Consider the following 17,807-nt stretch of genomic DNA (forward strand, 5'->3'; position numbering starts at 1 on the left):
GAATTCTCCTTGAAAGGTAACAGAGAAGCTGTCTCAGTGCCCAAACGCGATAGAATTCTCCTTAAAAGGTAACAGAGAAGCCGTCTCAGTGCCCAAAGACCTAAGATTTTTCGTTAAAAGGTAACAGAGAAGCCGTCTCAGTGCCCAAAGACCTAAGATTTTTCGTTAAAAGGTAACATAGAACGCTTCTATGTGCCCAAACACCTGAGATTTCGCCTTAAAAGGTAACATAGACCGCTTCTATGTGCCCGAACACCTGAGATTTCGCCTTAAAAGGTAACATAGACCGCTTCTATGTGCCCGAACACCTGAGATTTCGCCTTAAAAGGTAACATAGACCGCTCCTATGTGCCCGAACACCTGAGATTTCGCCTAAAAGGTAACATAGACCGCTCCTATGTGCCCGAACACCTGAGATTTCGCCTTAAAAGGTAACATAGACCGCTTCTATGTGCCCGAACACCTGAGATTTCACCTTAAAAGGTAACATAGACCGCTTCTATGTGCCCAAACACCTGAGATTTCGCCTTAAAAGGTAACATAGACCACTTCTATGTGCCCGAACACCTGAGATTTCACCTTAAAAGGTAACATAGACCGCCTATCAGTGCCCGAACACTCGAGAAATTACCCTGAAAGGTAACATAGGCCGCCCATAATCACCCGAACACCCGCATCCCACAACCCAAACTTACAAACAAACCCAAACATCCACCAATTCGCCCCAATTAAATCCTGACAATGAATTGACTATTAATCTGGAATCAATTAAAATACTTTCATATACTAGTTCTCTAATTCTCTAGTGCAATAAAGTAAAATTTCTAGGAAGTGGAAAAATGACATCAATCAAAATGTTTGAAAAACCTATTGGGATGCGTGACACTTTCCCGATTACTTATGAAAAAATGGAAGCTGTACAACAAGCCGGACGTAAATTTCTTAAGGCACGTGGATTTGAATTTGTTAAGACACCAACATTAGAATATTACGACACGGTTGGAAAAGCTTCTGCCATATATGATGCTTCACTATTTAAGTTAGTAGATAGCCAAGGAAATACACTAGTGCTTAGACCGGATATGACAACCCCAATTACGCGTTTAGCAACATCAAAACTACTAAAAGAAAAAATTCCATTAAGACTTGCTTACTTTGCAAACGTATTTAGAGCGCAGCAGTTAGAAGGTGGTCGCCCAGCAGAATTCGAACAAGCTGGAATCGAAATATTTGGAGATAAAACGGTTTACGCTGATGCGGAAGTGATTATTACTGCAATTGAGCTTGTTCAAAACTTCGGAATTAAATCCTTTAAAGTGACAATTGGCCATGCGGGCGTATTGAATTGCATTTTAAACGATTATACGGAAAATGAGATTCAAGCTTCCCAACTAAAATCGTTATTAGTAGAAAGAAATTATGTTGGATTTGAAGAAGCAGTTATTTCATTTGATTTACCGAAAACAAAATCAGATGCGTTACTTCAATTCATTAATGAAGCGGCAAATATTGAAACAATCGAACAGATTGAAAAATACGTTTCAAAGAATGATTCATTATTATACATGAGAAGTCTAGCTGATCTAATTAAACAAGCAAACCTTTCTGAATATGTTGCTTTTGATTTTACTTTATCAAGCCATATGAATTACTACACAGGAATGCTGTTTGAACTATTTGCAGAAGGTAGTGGATTCCCACTTGGTAATGGTGGACGATATGATGGTTTACTTCACCGTTTTGGAAGTGATGTTGGAGCAACAGGCTTCGGTATTAGAGTTGATCGTTTGCTAGAAGTTCTATCAACAACTCAATCTAATGAGAAAACAGTAGCTATCATCTTCGAGGACTCGGAATTTATTAAAGCATTAAACCTTGCAAACACATTAAGAACTGAAGGAAAGCTTGTTACAGTGCAAGCAAGAAATGGCCTAGTAGATGAGGAAGCATTTGTGCAAGTTTTTGATGAAGTGTTGTATGTAAGCCAGGAGGATCAAGAGCAATGACAGAATTAACAATTGCCATGCCAAAAGGGCGTATTTTTGAAGAAGCATATCAAATGCTTATTGATGCAGGATTTAATTTACCAGAAGAAGTAGAAATGTCTCGTAAATTAATGATTGAAATTCCAGAAGAAAAAATTCGTTTCATCTTAGCAAAACCAATGGATGTGCCAGTATATGTTGAACATGGTGTAGCAGATATCGGTATTGCAGGTAAAGATGTATTACTTGAGCTAAAACGAAATGTCCATGAATTATTAGACTTAAAAATTAGTCAATGTTATATCGCATCGGCTGGCTTACCTAATACAAAAATGAATGAAATTGCTCCACGCATTGCAACGAAGTATCCAAATATTGCGATGAACTATTATAAAGAAATCGGTGAGCAAGTAGAAATTATTGAATTAAATGGTTCAATCGAACTTGCGCCAATGATTGGGTTAGCAGATCGCATTGTTGATATAGTTTCAACGGGGAGAACATTAAAAGAAAATGGCCTTGTTGAATACGAACGTATTACAGATGTATCATCTCGTTTAATTGCCAATCCTGTAAGTTATCGCATGAAGAGCGCTCGCATTCAAGACATCGTTACTCGCTTGAAAAAAATTGTTAACTAGAGAGAAGGGTTCCCATGAAAATCACAAAACTAACTAACTCTATTTCACTAAAAAGACCATTAGAAAGTGGCAACGAAGAACAACTAAAAACGGTACGACAAGTGTTACAAGATGTTCGTCAATATGGTGACCTAGCAATCAAAAAATTTAGTGAAATGTGGGATGGCTTTGCGCCACAAAATCTTCGAGTATCTCAAGAAGAAATCGATGAAGCAGTTGCAAATTTTGACCCACAACTAAAACAAGATTTACAAGAAGCGGCAGATAACATTCGTTATTATCATGAAGCACAAAAAAGACAAAATATAAAATTACCATTAGCAGATGGCTCTTGGTTAGGACAACGAATCATTCCTCATGATGCAGTTGGTTTATATGTACCAGGTGGTTCTGCAGCCTATCCTTCATCTGTATTAATGAATGTTATTCCAGCGCAAGTTGCGGGCGTAAAACGCATCGTCATTACTTCACCTGCTGGAAAAGATGGGAAGTTACCACCTGCAGTACTAGTATCTGCTTCAATCTTAGGTGTTACTGAAATCTATAAAGTAGGTGGAGCACAAGCAATTGCAGCACTTGCTTACGGAACTGAAACAATTGCACCTGTTGATAAAATTACAGGACCTGGAAATATTTATGTAGCTTTAGCGAAACGTGAAGTATTTGGTGAAGTAGCAATTGATATGATTGCAGGACCAAGTGAAATTTGTGTATTAGCAGACGATACAGCTTATGCAGATGAAGTTGCCGCAGATTTATTATCTCAAGCGGAACATGACGCATTAGCATGTGCAGTGTTAATTACAACGAGTGAAAGTCTAGCAGAAGAGGTTGCAGAAGAAGTCGAAAGACAATTAAGCACATTACCTCGTGAAGCAATTGCTCGAAAATCTATTGAGAACTTTGGTCAAATTTATATTGCTGAAAGTTTAGAACAAGCAATTGAAGCTGTAAATTCATTAGCACCTGAACATTTAGAAGTTGTAACTGCAGAAGCAGAAAAAGTTTCTGAACAAATTCGCCATGCTGGAGCTATTTTCATTGGCCGATATAGTTCTGAGCCAGTGGGAGATTATTTTGCTGGAACAAATCACGTACTACCGACGAACAGCACTGCTAGATTTGCTAGTGGCTTAAATGTCGATGATTTTATTAAAAAATCGAGTGTCGTTTACTATAGCGAAAAAACATGGAAAGAAAATTCACCAAAGATTGCGAGACTTGCCCGAATGGAAGGTCTAGAAGGTCACGCGAGAGCAGTAGAATCTCGTGGATGGGATAAAGGAGAATAAAAATGTCTGAATTAAAAAGAAGATACGCGAAAATTGATCGAAATACAAATGAAACAAAAATAAGCGTAGAATTAGATTTAGATGGTGAAGGGAAAGCGGATATTAATACTGGCGTTCCTTTCATGGACCATATGCTAGATCTTTTCATTAAACACGGTTTATTTAATGGGAAAATTATTGCAAATGGTGATACTCATATCGACGATCATCACACAACTGAAGACATTGGAATTGTTCTTGGGCAAGTAATTCGTGAAGCACTAGGCGATAAAAAAGGAATTAAACGTTACGGAAATGCCTTCGTACCAATGGACGATGCATTAGCTCAAGTCGTGATTGACTGTTCAAATCGACCGCATCTTGAATATCGTGTAGAGCCGAAGCTATCAGAAAAAGTTGGAACATTTGACACTGAATTAGTGCATGAATTTTTATGGAAGTTTGCATTAGAAGCTCGTATGAATGTGCATGTTATCGTCCCTTATGGCCATAACACACACCATATTATTGAAGCAATTTTTAAGGCCCTTGCTCGTGCGATTGATGATGCAGTTCAAATCGATCCTCGTGTAAAAGGTGTTCCATCAACGAAAGGACTTTTAACATGAAGATTGGCGTAATTGACTATGGAATGGGCAATTTATTTAGCGTAGAACAAGCGCTTAAAAGATTAAATTGTGAGCCCCTTATTACATCAAATATTGAAGAGTTAAATAAATGTGATGCCCTAATTTTACCTGGTGTTGGTGCGTTTCCTGATGCGATGAAACGTTTGGAAGAATTAGGTTTAGATCAATATATAAAAGAGCAGTTAACAAAACCACTACTTGGAATTTGCTTAGGAATGCAGCTTTTATTTGAAAAAAGTGATGAAGTAACCCTAACAGAAGGACTTGGTATTTTCAAAGGGCATATTAAACGATTCGATGGGGTTTCAAGAATTCCTCATATGGGATGGAACGATTTACAGTTTGCTTCAATTCCTGATTGGTTAAATGAAAAAGAAATGCCAGAAGATCGCTTTGTTTACTTTGTACATTCTTTCTACGCTACTGAGATTGCAAAAGATGAACTTGTTGCTTTTGCTGACTATGAAGGCGAAAAAGTTCCAGGTATCGTGAAAAGTGGTAGTTATACAGGGATGCAGTACCACCCTGAAAAATCAGGCGAGTTCGGTATGTTTTTACTAGAACAATGGTTAAAAGGATTGGAGGAAGCTGCATGTTAACAAAACGAATTATTCCTTGCCTTGATGTAAAAGAAGGTAGAGTTGTAAAAGGTATTCAGTTTGTGGAGTTACGTGATGCTGGAGATCCAGTTGAACTTGCTAAGTTTTACGATGAGCAAGGTGCAGATGAATTAGTATTTTTAGATATTTCAGCCTCCCACGAAGGTCGAGAAACAATGATTGATGTTGTGCGAAAAACAGCTGCTACATTAGCAATCCCATTTACAGTAGGTGGAGGAATTCGTACACTTGATGATATGAAACGAATTTTACGTGCTGGTGCTGATAAGGTATCTGTAAACACAGCTGCATTAGTACGACCTGAACTTATTAAAGAAGGTTCTGATTTCTTCGGTGCCCAATGTATTGTTGTAGCCATTGATGCACGTTATAGTGAAGAAGATGGTACATGGATGGTCTATACTCATGGTGGTCGTAACAAAACAGAATGGACTGCGGTAGAATGGGCTAAAGAAGCAGTACGTTTAGGTGCTGGGGAGATTTTATTAACAAGTATGAATCAAGATGGCGAAAAAAGTGGTTTTGATCTTGAGTTAACAAAAGCTGTTCGAGATGCAGTTACTGTACCGGTTATTGCAAGTGGTGGTGCAGGGAATGCAGAGCATTTCTTAGAAGTATTGCAAGATGTTGATGCGGATGCAGCATTAGCGGCTTCAATTTTCCACTATAAAGAAACAAGCGTCAAAGAAGTGAAAAACTACTTGCGCGAAAAAGGAGTAAGTGTCAGATAATGATAAACATAGAGAGTCTTAAATTCGACGACAAAGGGTTAATCACAGCAGTTGTACAAGACGCACAATCGAAAGAAGTATTGACTGTTGCTTATATGAATAGTGAATCGTTACAAAAAACGATTGAAACAGGTGAAACTTGGTTTTACTCTCGTTCTAGACAAGAGTTATGGCATAAAGGTGCAACAAGTGGAAACACACAAAAAGTGGTTTCAATTAAAACAGACTGTGACCAAGACGCATTAGTAGTGGAAGTACTTCCAGAGGGCCCTGCTTGTCATAACGGAACAACTTCATGCTTCAATGAAAAAGTTCTTGAAAATAAACAAGTTGGTTCAGTAGGAATCATCCCTTATTTAGCAGAGGTTATTCGTCAGCGTGAAGCAGAAATGCCAGAAGGGGCTTATACTACATATTTATTTAATGAAGGAATCGATAAAATCTGTAAAAAGGTTGGCGAAGAGGCAACGGAAGTAGTCATCGGCGCAAAAAATCGTGATTCTAAAGAAGTTACTTGGGAAGCAGCAGATTTAATCTACCACTTACTTGTGTTACTACAAGAACAAAAAATTAGTGTCTACGATGTACTTGAAGTACTAGTTGAACGTCACCAACAAAAAAGAGCTAGTACAAAACATTAAAATCACTTCGAATTGAATGACGTATCAAATATTTGTGATATAATAAGAAAGTATTTTAAGGAACGTTGTCGAGACGTTCCTTCTTTCGTGTGTACGGAATTCAAATTTCGGAGGAACTATATTGGAAAATCAACGTAGAAAAGAGCAAAAGAATAACATTGTATCCTTTGTTCCAGATGGTGATTATTATTTTAAAAAAGCGTTAAAAGCGATAGATCATGACCAAATGGATAAAGCTTATAAATATATGAAACGTGCAGCAGAATTGAACCCAACTGATGCACATATTTTAATGCAATTTGGCATTCTGGAGATGGACGCAGGCAATTTTGAAAGTGCCTATGAAAATATCCATACAGCATACAGTCTTGAGCCAAACGAATCTGAATATGTCTTCTTCTTAGCAGAAGTATCAGGTTGTTTAGGGATGGTTTATGATGCCAAAAAATATGCAGAGATGTATTTAGAGATGGACCCTGAAGGCTTTTATGCTTTAGAAGCACAAGAAATTTTAGAGTTTATTGAATTTGAGGATGAAATAGAGCCAATGGATGAAGAAGATGGCGAAAAAATCATTGCTCAAGAAAAAGCACGCAGATTGATGGAAACTGGACGTTTTCCTGAAGCAATCGAAGTATTAGAAGAATTAATCGAATCATTCCCTGATTTATGGCCAGCTTATAATAATTTAGCATTAGCTTATTTTTACATTGGTGAAATTGAAGACGCGAAAGCTTTATTAAATAACGTATTACGTGAGAATCATGGCAATCTACATGCTATTTGTAATTTAACTGTGATCGCCTATTACGAAAAGGATGAAAAAGAATTAGCTGAACTTGTTTCTATTCTAAAGAAAATTAACCCGTTCGATTGGGAAAATCGTTTCAAGTTAGGGGCAACTTTATCGTTAATTGGTGAGCATGAACTTGCGTTTAAATGGCTTCGTAGCATGAGTAAGCGCGGTTATGAAGGAGATAGTGGATTTTATTTCTGGTTAGCTCAATCGGCTTATTTCAGTGGCTATGACGAGATTGCAGAAAATGCTTGGAAGACTTTAGTCGAAATGGACCCATCGAAAAAAGGCTTAGAACCATGGCGCCATATTAAGAAAAGCGCTGGAGTGAACGCACTAGAACAAAATCGTGATGTAATCGTTGAGAAGATTACAAGTAAATATAGCGCACATCGAATGTTTGGTTTCTTCTTATTAAGTAAATCTGCCTATAAACAAGAAATTGTAGCACATCCAACTTGGATTGATTTATCAAAATATAATGGCCTCGAAAAACTCTCATTAGCTTACGCTTTAAACCACCAATTCAATAAAAACAATAAAATTGAAAAATACTTTTCACGATCAATGGAAGTAGCGGAACAGCTTTATGAACAATATGGTAACGTTACTCAGGAAGTACAGTATTTATTTCAAATGTGGTTTGTATTATGTGAGCGAGCTTTAGAGGATTTATATGAGTTTAAGAACGTGAAGGCATTGGCTGCAGCTGTTGACTTTATGTTTAATTCAACCATTAATAGTAACGGTGTAACTAAAAAAGAATATGCAGCAAAATATCATATTTCCGTTGCCACGTTGACAAAATATATTGAAGACTTAATTAAATACTTGCCATTCGAGTCGAAGTAGACTAAGCATTTAATTTGAAGTCAATCGAAGAAAAGACTACGATAAAACTATATTGTTGTACGTATGGTTAGGAGGACATGACAATGACTGAAGAAAAAATTTATGACGTAATTATTATTGGAGCAGGACCTGCTGGTATGACAGCAGCTGTATATACATCTCGTGCAAATTTATCAACATTAATGATTGAACGAGGTATTCCTGGCGGTCAAATGGCAAATACAGAAGAAGTTGAGAACTATCCAGGATTCGACCATATTTTAGGACCTGATCTTTCAACAAAAATGTTTGAACATGCGAAAAAATTTGGCGCGGAATATGCTTATGGCGATGTAAAACAAATCATTGATGGTGAAGAATATAAAGTCATTAACGCTGGAACAAAACAATATAAAACACGTTCTATCATTATCGCTACAGGTGCAGAATACAAAAAAATGGGTGTACCAGGCGAAAAAGAACTTGGTGGACGCGGTGTAAGTTACTGTGCGGTTTGTGACGGGGCATTCTTTAAACAGAAAAACCTAATTGTTGTCGGTGGTGGAGATTCAGCTGTTGAAGAAGGCGTTTATCTAACACGTTTTGCTGATAAAGTAACAATCGTTCACAGACGCGATAAATTACGTGCTCAAAAAATCTTACAAGACCGAGCTTTTGCCAACGAGAAAGTGGATTTCATCTGGAATCATACAGTAAAAGAAATTCATGAATCAAACGGTAAAGTAGGTAGTGTAACGTTAGTGAATACAGTTGACGGTACTGAGCAAGAAGTGCAAACAGATGGCGTTTTCGTATATATCGGAATGGTACCATTAACTGCACCATTTAAATCATTAGGTATCTTAAATGAAAATGGATACGTTTTAACGAATGAAAAAATGGAAACTTCTGTGCAAGGTATTTTTGCCGCAGGTGATGTGCGTGACAAAATGCTACGCCAAATTGTTACTGCAACAGGTGACGGAAGTATTGCTGCACAAGCTGCACAACATTACGTTGAAGAGCTGAAAGAAAAAATTGGTCAAAAGTAATTTTTTCGATTAGTAGTTGTGTGCGCCAACCTTAACAAAATGCACTGCAACAGCGCTTCAAAGAACCGACATTGAATTTGGTAATAATTGTTTGTAAATTTATTAAGTTGTTTTTTAATACTAACTTAACTTGCATGTAACTTAAATGAAACAATGTAGGGGTATAATGTACTTATAAACGTTATCCCCCTATGTGTATTTTTATTTTTGGTTGTTTCCATTAATATTATGGAAGCAACTTTTTTTGCGAATAAAGAATATCAGGAACTCGGCCTTAAGAGGGTCGAGTTGTATTTTTTTATATAAAGATTGTTTTATTTCTATTTATAGACATATTATTTTGTAAACACGATTATTTTACCGTTATAATACAAGTAAGAAGCACGCATAGATTTGAGGTGTAGTCATGCAAAGGATTGCAAATATGTTAGCAGTACAAGACGGAAAAGTTCTACTTATGCAAAAGCCAAGGCGAGGTTGGTATGTGGCTCCTGGAGGGAAAATGGAGAGTGGTGAATCAATTTATGAAGCGGCCATTCGTGAATTTCAGGAAGAAACAAATGCTACACCAATGGACGTTCACTTAAAAGGAATTTTTACAATTATTATTAAAGACGACGATGGACAAGTAGTGGACGAATGGATGCTATTTACTTTTGTATCTAGAGGAATTATCGGAACACCAGTAAAAGAAAATCGAGAAGGAAAGCTTGATTGGCACCCAATTGAAAGTATTCATCATTTACCAATGGCTGAAGGTGATCGCGGTAACTTGTTGTTTGCATGTTTAAATGAAGGAATGCAGTATGGCACTTTTGAATACACAAAGGATTTCCAATTGTTAAATGCAACATTACAAACGTCGAGGGAACGACAATAAGGGAGTGTTTCACATGGGGAACAATAACTTTTATACACATGAGATCGTTATCATAACAGGGATGAGCGGTGCAGGTAAAACGGTAGCAGTACAAAGCTTTGAAGATTTAGGATACTACTGTATAGATAATTTACCACCAGCTTTGCTTACGACATTTTTAGCTTTAATGAGAGAATCTGAGCGAAATATTACTCGTGTTGCAGCTGTTATGGATATGCGAGGCGGAGAGTTTTTTGATTCACTTATTGATGCCCTTGATAAGCTAGAAAAGATAGAAGACGTCAAAACACGGGTATTATTTTTAGACGCTGAAGATGAGACACTTGTTCGTCGTTATAAAGAAACGAGAAGATCCCATCCCCTAGAACCACAAGGGTTACCTCTTGAAGGGATTAAACGAGAAAGAGCATTGCTTTCTGAACTTAAAGGACGAGCTACAAATGTGTACAATACATCTTCTATGAAACCACGTGAACTTAGAGAGAGAATCACTTACGAATTTTCCAATGCGAGTGGACCAAAATTCTCTATCAATATCATTTCATTTGGTTTTAAGAACGGAATTCCAATCGATGCAGATTTAGTATTTGATGTCCGTTTCTTAAAAAACCCATATTATGTAGAAGAATTACGACATAAAACGGGATTACAAGAAGAAGTGTCATCTTACGTATTAGAAAATGAAGATACACAAACATTGATCAATAAATTAACGGATCTATTTGAATTTATGATCCCACAATATAAAAATGAAGGAAAAGCACAATTAGTTATTGCTATAGGCTGTACAGGGGGACAACATCGCTCTGTAACTCTAGCAGAATATTATGGCAAGCTATTTAGTGAAACCTATCAAACTGTCATAACACATCGCGATATCATTCATAGGAAGGAATGAAATAATGGGTAAGAAAAAGACGAATATCGTAGTTATAGGAGGTGGAACTGGATTATCGACATTATTGCGCGGATTGAAAAAATATACCTTTGATATTACAGCAATCGTTACCGTAGCTGATGATGGGGGTTCTTCAGGTCGCCTTAGAGATGACTACGATATTCCCCCACCAGGAGATATACGAAATGTCATCGCTGCATTATCCGATGCTGAGCCATTAGTAGAGCAGATGTTTCAATACCGCTTTTCACAGTCTGTCGATTTAGGTGGTCATTCACTAGGAAATTTAATGCTAACAGCGTTAACAGATATTACTGGTGATTTTAGCCATGCTATTTCAGAGATGAGTAAAGTATTAAAAGTTCACGGGAAAGTACTTCCTGCTGCCAATAAAAAAGTAACTTTATTTGCTGAATTGGTCGATGGTTCAATTATTGCAGGAGAATCCAAAATTCCGAATGCACACTTACCGATTAAACGAGTATTTTTAGAACCGGATGATGTGAAACCTCTTCCTGAAGCAATTCGTGCCATTCATTCCGCAGATATTATTCTGATAGGACCAGGAAGTCTATACACAAGCATCATTCCGAATTTATTAGTTAAAGGAATCGGAAAAGCAGTAATCGAAGCAAAAGGTCGAAAAATCTATATTTGTAACCTGATGACTCAAAAAGGTGAGACGATTAAATATAGCGCGGCTGATCATGTAAAAGCTATTAATGTACATCTTGGTACACCGTGTTTAGATGCTATTTTAGTGAACAATTACGAGCTTCCTTTACCGATTCAAGAAAATTATAAAGAAGAAAATGCAGAGCCTGTTGAAGTAGATATTGAGGGCTTAGAACAACTTGGCTTAGAAATCATTAAAAAAGACATCGCAACGATTCATTCTGGTGTTGTCCGTCATGAATCTACACATATTGCGGATTGGTTGAATGAATACGCTCCGAAATTTTTAGGAAAATAAATATTACGTAGCTGATTTAGGCGATGGAGTTTTTCATTAATTTTAGCTAATAAAGTATAAACTCTAGAACATATAAATAGATTCTAGGAGCAAATTACACAAAAGCAAATAGAAAACCTCGTATTTGAATATTCCTTGGTTCGCTAAGTATATGTTATGATATATCTCATACATAATTGGAAAGGGGGTTATGAAATGTCATTTGCTTCGGAAACAAAGAAAGAGCTAACGCAAGTTGAAGCGAATGATAGCTGTTTAAAAGCAGAAGTCTCAGCACTCATTCGAATGAACGGAGTAGTATCTTTTGCCAATAGGCAACTTAGCTTAGATGTTCAAACAGAAAATGCAGCAATCGCACGAAGATTATATACGATTATTAAAAAGCTCTATTCCTTCAATGTCGAGTTACTAGTTCGTAAAAAAATGCGCCTGAAGAAAAATAACGTCTATATTTGCCGTATACGTGATGGCGCTAGAGAATTACTAACAGATCTTGAGATCCTTTCAAATGAGTTTGAGTTTAACCACTCGTTATCCAATTCTCTTATACAACATAAAAACGAAAAGCGTGCATACATACGTGGTGCGTTTTTAGCAGGTGGGTCAGTAAATAACCCTGAAACATCTTCTTATCATTTAGAAATTTATTCGTTATATAAAGAACATGGGGATGCTTTAGCTGAGTTAATGAACAGCTTTCAGTTAAATGCAAAAACAATCGAACGAAAAAAAGGGTATGTCACTTATTTAAAAGAAGCTGAAAAAATTTCAGACTTTTTAGGTTTGGTTGGCGCATTCCAAGCTATGTTGAAATTTGAAGATGTTCGAATAGTAAGGGATATGCGTAATAGTGTGAATCGTATTGTAAATTGTGAAACAGCCAATCTAAATAAAACCATTGGAGCTGCTATTCGCCAAGTTGAAAATATTAAGTTTATTGAAAATACAATCGGTTTAGATCAACTTCCTGAAAAACTTCGAGAGATTGCCAGGTTACGCGTAGAATATCAAGACGTCACCTTAAAAGAACTAGGCGAAATGGTTTCAACTGGTACAGTAAGTAAATCTGGAGTCAATCACAGATTACGAAAAATTGATGAAATTGCTGATGCCCTTCGTAGAGGAGAGCAAATCTAAAAAAAATTGTAAGAAAATAGGAAGAAACGAACATTGTTCTTTTTTGATAATTCCGATAAGATAAGTATATCGATGAACGGTGTGAAAGGGAGTATATTTGATGGTTGAAACCAAATTGGAAGTAAAATTGAAAACAGGCTTGCAAGCTAGGCAAGCAGCCCTTTTTGTACAAGAAGCGAATCGCTACAAGTCTGAAGTGTACTTACAAAGGGATCAAAAAAAGGTAAATGCAAAATCAATTATGGGTATTATGAGTCTTGCCATCGCAAAAGGCACGACAGTTACGCTCATTGCTGATGGTGCTGATGAAAATGAAGCAATCGCAGGCCTATCTAAATTCATCACAAAAGAAGATTAATCACTATTATTTTATGAAAACGCTCGCAAACTCACATGATTTATAGGTGAAACTGCGGGCGCTTTTTTTGTGGTGGGGAGTAGGGGATGGATCAAGGATTTCTGTCTAAATAAGGGGGTTATTTAGACAACTTTGAGTGGAGTGAAGGATTTCTGTCTGAATAAGGGCGTTATTTTGACAACTTTGAGTGGAGTGAAGGATTTCTGTCTGAATAAGGGCGTTATTTTGACAACTTTGAGTGGAGTGAAGGATTTCTGTCTAAATAAGGGCGTTATTTAGACAACTTTAAGCGGGATCAAGGAATTCTCTCTAAATAAGAGCGTTATTTAGACAACTCTGAGTGGAATCAAGGATTTCTGTCTAAATAAAAGGTTTATTTTGACAACTTTGAGTGGAAACAAGAATTTCTGTCTAAATAAGAGCGTTATTTAGACAACTTTGAGTGGAATCATGGGTTTCTGTCTAAATAAGGGCGTTATTTAGACAACTTTGAGATGAATCATGGATTTCTGTCTAAATAAGAGAGTTATTTAGACAACTTTGAGTGGAATCATGGGTTTCTGTCTAAATAAGGGCGTTATTTAGATAACTTTAAGCGGGATCAAGGAATTCTGTCTAAATAAGCGCGTGATTGCGTGCCAGTTTCTGAGGAAATGGAGAAATTTTGTCACGCAAACTGTAATTGCGTGCCAGTTTCTGAGGGATTCGAGAGATTTGTCGCGCAAACCGTAATTGCGTGCCAGTACCAGGCGGATTCAAGATAAATTGTCACAAAACACGTGGTTACGTGACATTTTCAGAGAACTCCAAAATATATTGTCACGAAACGCCTCCACAGAAAGTATGTAGAGAACAAGCCTAATACAATCCACCATTCATTCACATCCAACACTAAAACCAACTTAAATCGAGGTGCTCATAATTGGAAACGAATTTTATATACACATTAAGCAAGCCTACAAACCAGACAAAAGAAAAACATCCTGCGATCTTTCTAATGCATGGGATGGGAAGTAATGAAAATGATTTGCCAAGTATTGTGGAAGAATTAAAAAATGACTTTTATATCTTTAGCCTAAGAGGTCCACTTTCACAACCGCCAGGCTATTCATTCTTCACTATTGAACGAATTGGATTACCACATCAAGAACTGTTTACAAAAGTATTAAAGGAAATCCAAGACTTTATCCAAGAAGCGAAAGATCATTTTGAAATTGATGAAAACGGGATTTATTTATTAGGATTTAGCCAAGGTGCGATTTTAAGTCAGTCCCTAGCATCAATTTTAGGAAATCAAATAGCGGGTATTGTTTCGTTAAGTGGATATTTACCGGAATTAGTAGAGAGCATGGAGAATTCGCCTATGAATGGGTTACGTGTATTCATTGCTCACGGGGAACAAGATCAGATTATTCCATTTAGTTGGAGCGAAAGAAGTAAAAAGTACTTTGAGGAAAAAGGTGCTGAAGTTTCTTACCACACATACCAGGGTGGACACTTTTTGACACAAGAAGTTGTGAATAAAATTCTTGAGTTTTTTAAGAATGCGTAAAATACGCGACAGCATTTAGAAACAAAAAAATTGCCTTGAAGTTTAATCTTCAAGGCAACCTGCGTATCAATATTAATTATTTTTGATCGCTGTTTGTAATGATATTGTCGATTAAGCCATATTCTTTCGCTTGTTCAGCAGTCATGAAGTTATCACGATCTGTATCTTGAGCGATTCTTTCTAATGATTGACCAGAACGTTCTGCAAGAATTTTGTTTAATTTATCACGTAAGAATAAAATACGTTTTGCAGCGATTTCGATTTCTGTTGCTTGACCTTGAGCCCCACCTAGTGGTTGGTGAATCATTACTTCTGCATTTGGTAATGCAAAACGTTTACCTGGTTCACCAGCAGCTAATAAGAAAGCACCCATAGAAGCAGCCATACCGATACAGATAGTAGATACTTTTGGTTTAATGTATTGCATTGTATCATAGATCGCCATACCAGCTGTGATAGAACCACCTGGTGAGTTGATGTATAAATGAATATCTTTTTCTGGATCTTCAGCAGCTAAGAATAATAATTGCGCAACGATTGAGTTTGCAACGTTATCGTCAATTGCACTTCCAAGCATAATAATACGGTCTTTTAATAAACGAGAATAAATGTCATAAGCGCGTTCTCCGCGGTTTGTTTGTTCGATTACTGTAGGGACTAAAATTGTCATATAAAAATCCTCCTTAAAATAGTTTTAATCGCTACCAATGCTGAATTTCAGAATCAGCTGTACCATTATAATACACATGAAGGTCAAGAAAGGTCAAATATAAACTCTTCAAATAAAAAAATACTTCACTATGATTCTGTGTGGAGAAAGTCAGTTATTTAAAAAATAAAAAAGTAATTGAAATGACCGATCGTTTTACGAATAAGTTGATTTCATGGTGAATTATTTTGTATAATAATAGGAGTCTCAATTCAAACAATTCTTTTTTCCGCATTAGTTGCCCTCGTGGTGTAATGGATAACACGTAAGATTCCGGTTCTTGCACTGGGGGTTCGATTCCCTCCGAGGGCGCCATCAAATAGCACTTTACCACTCCATTTTTTCCAAGCTTTTGGTAATTTAAACTCTCCTTTTTCACGAAATAAAACATTATGACATAAATATGTCTAAATTGAGAATAATAATAATAATATTTTATTAATAATTATTAAAAAAAGGTTGATTATTGTATCAAATATTAGTAAATTTATAACTGTTCTTATGATTAATGATAGAAATTTGTTAGATTCTTTTCTACTAAGCTGCAACTCAAGGTACTAATTTGTAGCTATTTTTTCATTAATCACAATATGCCCTTAAAGGGCGCCATTTTACTGTTTTTAATATAATTTTTATAGTTCGACCTTACTGTAAATATTAGTTTAGCAGCCTAATCATTTACAGAGGGAATGGAAATAAGGGGTAAAATAGTAAATTACTGTACCGATTTATTTTACCCCTTGATCATTCTCTTTAAACTAGTTATGTTCAAATATCTTTACATATAAATTAAAAACTATGCAGTGTTTATAGGTTAAACGATACAGAGTAATATAGTTTAAAGGTTTCATCATAATAAACCACTTTATTCATATTTATGAGTAAAGTGGTTTTTTTGTGTGTAAATTGCATAAAAAATCACTGACGGGAATTTATAAAAATACGCAATGTTTATATGAGAATAATGCTAAAAATTCTTGAAAGAAGTGGCGATTTTCTAAATATAATAGGGGTTGATATGAAAAAACTATAAATCTAGTATTGTAATTAGGATGTATAATTATTATAATACGATTTATAAATAAACAGTTTTTAATAGTCAGATAACTGGTTTGATTATAAAAACATAAATTACAACAAGGATTTAGGAGGCTTTAAAATGAAGAAAAAGAGTTTATTTACAATATTCATGATTTTAACAGCTGTTACAATGATCTTAGCAGCTTGTGGAACTGGTGGTGACTCAACTACTGGTGAAGGTGGAAAAGTAAAATTAATCGGTGGTACAGAAGCATCATTCGCACCATTCGAATATTTAGATGATAAAGGAAACATTGTTGGTTTTGACGTTGAGATTGTACAAGCTATTTCTGAAGAAATGGGATTTGACTACGAAATTCAAAATGTAGGTTGGGATCCAATTTTCTCTAAAATTCAAACTGGCGAAATCGATTTCGGTGCAGCAGGTATCACAATTACTGAGAAACGTAAAGAAACATACGATTTCACAGAACCATATTACGAAGCAACTCAATTAATTATTGTTCGTGATGATAATACTGATATTAAATCAATTGAAGATTTAAAAGATAAAAAAGTAGCAGTACAAAATGCTTCAACTTCACACGTTGCAGCTCAAAAAATTCTTGGTGAAACAAGCCAAAACATTTTAGCTTATGAAAACCAACCATCTGCATATCAACAAGTTATTAACGGAAACGTTGACGCAGCAATCGGTGACAACACAGTAGTAATGGAATATTTAAAAAGTAATCCAGACGCTCCTATAAAAACAATTGAAGATCCAAGCTTTGAAAAAGAGTACTATGGTCTTATGGTTAAAAAAGGTAACAAAGAAGCTTTAGAACTTTTAAATGAAGGACTTAAAAAGCTAAAAGAAAGCGGTAAGTTAGCAGAAATTACAGGCCAAGAAATAGATTTCTAAATAGAGTCTCGGAATAAATAACAATTTTTCTGGGTGAAATGAACCAAAATTACTGGAAATTGGATTGGAATGGCCTGCACACTCATTATTTTCATTGTATTTTCAAAAATGTCCATGACAAAGAAACCTATTGCCAT

17 protein-coding genes and 1 tRNA gene are annotated in these 17,807 nt (G+C 36.0%); 17 read left to right on the forward strand and 1 reads right to left on the reverse strand.

Annotation, left to right across the window (positions count from 1 at the left end; genetic code table 11):
* Window positions 1-839 precede the first annotated feature (839 nt).
* The 15 genes from ACOQFO_RS08765 (at window position 840) to ACOQFO_RS08835 (ending at window position 15,016) form a co-directional block, all read left to right on the forward strand.
* Complete coding sequence (locus tag ACOQFO_RS08765; protein WP_421689303.1) at window positions 840-2,006, forward strand: ATP phosphoribosyltransferase regulatory subunit; 1,167 nt, start codon at window positions 840-842, stop codon at window positions 2,004-2,006.
* Window positions 2,003-2,626 carry an ATP phosphoribosyltransferase gene (gene hisG, locus ACOQFO_RS08770; RefSeq protein ID WP_421689304.1) on the forward strand — a complete coding sequence of 208 codons (624 nt, stop codon included), beginning with the start codon at window positions 2,003-2,005 and terminating at the stop codon, window positions 2,624-2,626. Before ACOQFO_RS08765 ends, hisG begins: the two co-directional genes overlap by 4 nt.
* 14 nt (window positions 2,627-2,640) lie before the next feature.
* Complete coding sequence (gene hisD, locus ACOQFO_RS08775) at window positions 2,641-3,918, forward strand: histidinol dehydrogenase (protein ID WP_421689305.1); 1,278 nt, start codon at window positions 2,641-2,643, stop codon at window positions 3,916-3,918.
* Window positions 3,919-3,920: 2 nt separating this feature from the next.
* On the forward strand, window positions 3,921-4,526 hold the full coding sequence (hisB, locus tag ACOQFO_RS08780; RefSeq protein WP_421689306.1) for an imidazoleglycerol-phosphate dehydratase HisB: 606 nt from the start codon (window positions 3,921-3,923) through the stop codon (window positions 4,524-4,526).
* A complete protein-coding gene (hisH, locus tag ACOQFO_RS08785; RefSeq protein WP_421689307.1) occupies window positions 4,523-5,146 on the forward strand; it encodes an imidazole glycerol phosphate synthase subunit HisH in 624 nt (207 codons plus the stop codon). Before hisB ends, hisH begins: the two co-directional genes overlap by 4 nt.
* Window positions 5,140-5,898, forward strand: a complete 759-nt coding sequence (gene hisF, locus ACOQFO_RS08790; RefSeq protein WP_421689308.1) for an imidazole glycerol phosphate synthase subunit HisF — start codon at window positions 5,140-5,142, stop codon at window positions 5,896-5,898. The genes hisH and hisF overlap by 7 nt, the downstream gene beginning before the upstream one ends.
* Window positions 5,898-6,539 (forward strand): bifunctional phosphoribosyl-AMP cyclohydrolase/phosphoribosyl-ATP diphosphatase HisIE, encoded by a 642-nt coding sequence (gene hisIE / locus ACOQFO_RS08795; protein ID WP_421689309.1) that lies wholly within the window; start codon window positions 5,898-5,900, stop codon window positions 6,537-6,539. Before hisF ends, hisIE begins: the two co-directional genes overlap by 1 nt.
* Window positions 6,540-6,660: 121 nt before the next feature.
* On the forward strand, window positions 6,661-8,187 hold the full coding sequence (locus ACOQFO_RS08800) for a tetratricopeptide repeat protein (protein ID WP_421689310.1): 1,527 nt from the start codon (window positions 6,661-6,663) through the stop codon (window positions 8,185-8,187).
* Between the two features lie 83 nt (window positions 8,188-8,270).
* On the forward strand, window positions 8,271-9,218 hold the full coding sequence (gene trxB / locus ACOQFO_RS08805; RefSeq protein WP_421689311.1) for a thioredoxin-disulfide reductase: 948 nt from the start codon (window positions 8,271-8,273) through the stop codon (window positions 9,216-9,218).
* Window positions 9,219-9,624: 406 nt separating this feature from the next.
* Window positions 9,625-10,098, forward strand: a complete 474-nt coding sequence (locus tag ACOQFO_RS08810) for an NUDIX domain-containing protein (protein ID WP_421689312.1) — start codon at window positions 9,625-9,627, stop codon at window positions 10,096-10,098.
* A 13-nt stretch (window positions 10,099-10,111) separates the two neighbouring features.
* Window positions 10,112-10,996, forward strand: a complete 885-nt coding sequence (gene rapZ / locus ACOQFO_RS08815) for an RNase adapter RapZ (protein ID WP_421689313.1) — start codon at window positions 10,112-10,114, stop codon at window positions 10,994-10,996.
* 4 nt (window positions 10,997-11,000) lie between these two features.
* Window positions 11,001-11,969: a gluconeogenesis factor YvcK family protein gene (locus ACOQFO_RS08820; RefSeq protein WP_421689314.1), complete on the forward strand. Its 969-nt coding sequence runs from the start codon at window positions 11,001-11,003 to the stop codon at window positions 11,967-11,969.
* A 195-nt stretch (window positions 11,970-12,164) separates the two neighbouring features.
* Window positions 12,165-13,106, forward strand: a complete 942-nt coding sequence (gene whiA, locus ACOQFO_RS08825) for a DNA-binding protein WhiA (protein ID WP_421689315.1) — start codon at window positions 12,165-12,167, stop codon at window positions 13,104-13,106.
* Between the two features lie 100 nt (window positions 13,107-13,206).
* Complete coding sequence (locus ACOQFO_RS08830; protein WP_421689316.1) at window positions 13,207-13,464, forward strand: HPr family phosphocarrier protein; 258 nt, start codon at window positions 13,207-13,209, stop codon at window positions 13,462-13,464.
* A gap of 922 nt (window positions 13,465-14,386) precedes the next feature.
* Entirely contained in the window at window positions 14,387-15,016 is a 630-nt protein-coding gene (locus ACOQFO_RS08835) for an alpha/beta hydrolase (protein ID WP_421689317.1), read from the forward strand.
* Window positions 15,017-15,092: 76 nt separating this feature from the next.
* Here the strand turns inward: ACOQFO_RS08835 and clpP are convergent, their stop codons facing one another.
* On the reverse strand, window positions 15,093-15,686 hold the full coding sequence (gene clpP, locus ACOQFO_RS08840) for an ATP-dependent Clp endopeptidase proteolytic subunit ClpP (protein WP_421689318.1): 594 nt from the start codon (window positions 15,684-15,686) through the stop codon (window positions 15,093-15,095).
* A 279-nt stretch (window positions 15,687-15,965) separates the two neighbouring features.
* On the opposite strand from clpP, the gene ACOQFO_RS08845 reads away from it, so the two are divergent.
* Together ACOQFO_RS08845 and ACOQFO_RS08850 are read left to right on the forward strand one after the other, a co-directional pair.
* A tRNA-Arg gene (locus ACOQFO_RS08845) sits at window positions 15,966-16,040 on the forward strand.
* A gap of 844 nt (window positions 16,041-16,884) precedes the next feature.
* Window positions 16,885-17,670 (forward strand): basic amino acid ABC transporter substrate-binding protein, encoded by a 786-nt coding sequence (locus ACOQFO_RS08850; RefSeq protein ID WP_421689319.1) that lies wholly within the window; start codon window positions 16,885-16,887, stop codon window positions 17,668-17,670.
* The last annotated feature ends 137 nt before the right edge of the window (window positions 17,671-17,807 follow it).

Origin of the sequence: Ureibacillus sp. MALMAid1270 (assembly GCF_049202975.1) — a bacterium.
Taxonomy (GTDB): Bacteria; Bacillota; Bacilli; order Bacillales_A; family Planococcaceae; genus Ureibacillus.